The 2993-nt window shown below is 41.3% G+C and carries 4 protein-coding genes; 1 reads left to right on the top strand and 3 read right to left on the bottom strand.

Annotation, left to right across the window (positions count from 1 at the left end; all coding sequences use genetic code 11):
- Positions 1 to 110 precede the first annotated feature (110 nt).
- From WB217_RS14350 to sirA, 3 genes are all read right to left on the bottom strand, one after another.
- Positions 111 to 1424 carry an MFS transporter gene (locus WB217_RS14350; RefSeq protein WP_423993912.1) on the bottom strand — a complete coding sequence of 438 codons (1314 nt, stop codon included), beginning with the start codon at positions 1422 to 1424 and terminating at the stop codon, positions 111 to 113.
- 211 nt (positions 1425 to 1635) lie between these two features.
- Entirely contained in the window at positions 1636 to 1854 is a 219-nt protein-coding gene (locus tag WB217_RS14355; RefSeq protein ID WP_423993913.1) for a YneF family protein, read from the bottom strand.
- An 87-nt stretch (positions 1855 to 1941) separates the two neighbouring features.
- A complete protein-coding gene (gene sirA, locus WB217_RS14360; protein WP_423993914.1) occupies positions 1942 to 2382 on the bottom strand; it encodes a sporulation inhibitor of replication protein SirA in 441 nt (146 codons plus the stop codon).
- Between the two features lie 261 nt (positions 2383 to 2643).
- On the opposite strand from sirA, the gene WB217_RS14365 reads away from it, so the two are divergent.
- Positions 2644 to 2993: NAD(P)H-dependent oxidoreductase (locus WB217_RS14365; protein ID WP_423993916.1), on the top strand; the 350-nt coding region annotated here is incomplete at its 3' end.

Raw genomic sequence — 2993 nt, forward strand, 5'->3', positions numbered from 1 at the left:
CCCTAACCCTTCATTAGATCTCTGTTTGTCCTAGCTGTGCCAAAGTTCTGCTCCAATAGCAAAGAGCCTGGGGAATCCCCCAAGCTCTATTTTTGTTCATATCACATCATTTATTTCGTCCTACTCGACCATATTACAAACGGAATGAGTACTAATGAAAGAATCCCCCCTGCAAGCGATAGGATTGCGTAGCTTGAATGTGCAACTACTAACCCTGAAAGCATGCCGCCTGATGCACCGGATAGCGCAACCATAACATCTACTGTTCCTTGCATCCTGGCACGGTTGGCAGGATTCGTCGCATCCACAAGCAAAGCAGTCCCGCTGATTAGCCCAAAGTTCCAGCCAAGCCCAAGCAGAATAAGAGCAATCGTTAGCAGAAGCATTGACTCACCTGGTGCAAAAGCTGCAAATACTCCTGAGGCTAACAAAGTTACTCCTGAAGCCACGGCCATAGTGTTTCTGCCAATTTTATCAACGAGAACACCAGTCAATAAAGACGGAAGATACATCGCTCCTATATGGAATCCAATGATCATGCCAACTGCACTCAATCCATGACCATGGTGTCCCATATGCACAGGAGTCATGGTCATGATTGCAACCATAACCAATTGGGTTAGTACCATGACAAGAGCAGCTACAGCAATTCGTCGCCTGTCTGTAGTTATTGTTTCTGCTTGTATTCCCGGGTTGCTTTCAATCGCTTTTCTTTCTGCCACAGCAATTGCCCTGGCAACTACAAAAGGATCAGGACGAAGGAAAAATAATAACACTAGACCTGCAATAATGTAGGCAGCAGCAGCCAAAATGAATGGTCCCGATAAAGCCGGCACCCCAATCGATCGTGCAAATTCGCCCATGGTTTCAACAAGGTTCGGTCCTGCAACTGCTCCAAAGGTTGTTGATACCATAGCGATACTGACTGCCGTTGCTCGCTGTTTTGCATTAGCTAAATCTGTTCCTGCATATCTCGCCTGCAAATTTGTCGCACTGCCTGCACCATAAATCAGCAAGGAAGCAAAAAGCATGTATATATTGCTTGTTACAGCTGAAAGGATGACCCCAATTGCACCTATTCCTCCAGCCAAAAATCCAGTTGCCAGGCCTGCTCGCCTTCCAAAACGCTGGGATAATCGCCCAACAATAAGGGCCGCTCCAGCTGAACCTAATGTGAATAGCGCGGTCGGCAGTCCTGCAACACTATCCGTTCCTAGCATGTCTTTAGCAAGCAATGCCCCAACGGTGATTCCCGCAGCTAAACCTGCACCGCCAAATATCTGGGACAGGACAACAATGATCAAAGTCCGCTTATATAATGCCCGCTGCTTTTCAGGCGACTCTACATAACTTTGCAGCCATGCTGGCTGACCTTCTAATGCAGCAGCATCCCCACTCTTATTCGCCACGTCCAATCTCCCCATTTCTGTTTTTTACAATAAAGAGTTATTTCTTTGCTGTAAAACTGATAAGAAAATAATACCACAAACCGTATTTATTGAATATGTACCAGTTTACACCGAAATTTCATCTGCGTATTATTCTTCCGTTATCAGACTATTTTCCAATCCACTCTCTTTACTCTACTAGCCCATAAGAAAAGCACCCATCCAAAGAATGAGTGCTTGTCCTCTATTATTTACCTGTCTGCTTGTTCATTGCTGACATCATTTGATTGATTTTCTTCTGGGATGGTTTCATTCCCATCTGCATCATCATCATTTTAAGCATTTGTTCATTGATTGGTGGATTTTTCTTCAGGTAGCTCTCCATGTATTTACGAGCAATGAAAAATCCTAGCGCTACACCGACAACCAATGCCAGTATGCCCACTAGAATAAACTGCCAAAGCATAAAAACTTCCTCCTTCATGTTGTCTAACATACAGTGTACTAAACCAACAGCTATTATACAATATCTGCAGGTTTTTTTCTCTATTTATTATACATATTTTCTTTCCTTGATAGGCTTAAGCCAACCGTACTTGTTCGCTGCTAGGTCAATAGCCAGAAATGATGTCTCGCATTTGCGTAAAATCTCAAAAAAGACTGTTTCGGCATCGACTGGGCCATGCGATTCAAGCTCGAGCCACCGGTCATGTACCTTCAAAGTTGCAGAGGTGGAGGAATTTTTATTCTCAAATATATATTTTCCATCCTCTACTTTAAATCCTTTTACCTTTGAAAGCTGTTGATGAAGGAGTTGATGGATGCGTAGAACCGGGATTGGTTTTGTTACAAAATCTACCTGCTTAGAAATAATTGATTTTAAATGACCGTTTGCACGATTGTATTCCAAAAATAATTGGTAAAACATCCGTTCTCTTCCGAAATAATGGGAGGCAAATTCATCTTCTATTAAATATAGCTGGTAGGATCTCATGTGATCCCCTCCTCTTCAGACAAGCTTTTGTCTTAATTATAAAAAAACAATCCATCTGCGTTTGTCTAAAGATGCCGTGAAAATCCACTAATTATGTCGAATTCAAAAATTTCTTACTATTTATTATAATTTTTTTAAAAATAGAAGTCACGGAATAAGAAGTAATTCATACGTATTGCAATTTTTTCTGTCAAAAAGACATACTTCGGTATATTCGGGGGAATATATCAATGTTAATCAGAAACAGAAAGGATGAAATAAATGGGTACAGTTTTATACATTACAGCAAATCCTAAACCGGTTGAGGAAGCATTCAGCTTATCTGTTGGAGAGGAATTTATTAACGCCTACCGCGAAAACAATCCGAATGATGAAGTAGTGAGACTCGATCTATACAAAATCAATGTACCTTACATAGATACAGATGTATTTAGTGGTTGGGGCAAATTGCAGAAAGGAACAGCATTTGATGAATTAAGCCCAGATGAAAAGCAAAAAGTGAGCTCAATCAATCAACTGACAGATCAATTCGTAGCAGCCGATAAATATGTTTTCGTAACTCCGATGTGGAATTTGAGCTTCCCTCCAAAATTGAAGTCCTATATCGATAA

The organism is Mesobacillus sp., assembly GCF_049588175.1.
Taxonomy (GTDB): Bacteria; Bacillota; Bacilli; order Bacillales; family Cytobacillaceae; genus Mesobacillus.

Excerpts from the sequence above, each read along its gene's own strand:
- sirA (WP_423993914.1), bottom strand. The coding sequence starts at position 2,382 with ATGAGATCCTACCAGCTATATTTAATAGAAGATGAATTTGCCTCCCAT.
- WB217_RS14350 (WP_423993912.1), bottom strand. The coding sequence starts at position 1,424 with ATGGGGAGATTGGACGTGGCGAATAAGAGTGGGGATGCTGCTGCATTA.
- WB217_RS14355 (WP_423993913.1), bottom strand. The coding sequence starts at position 1,854 with ATGCTTTGGCAGTTTATTCTAGTGGGCATACTGGCATTGGTTGTCGGT.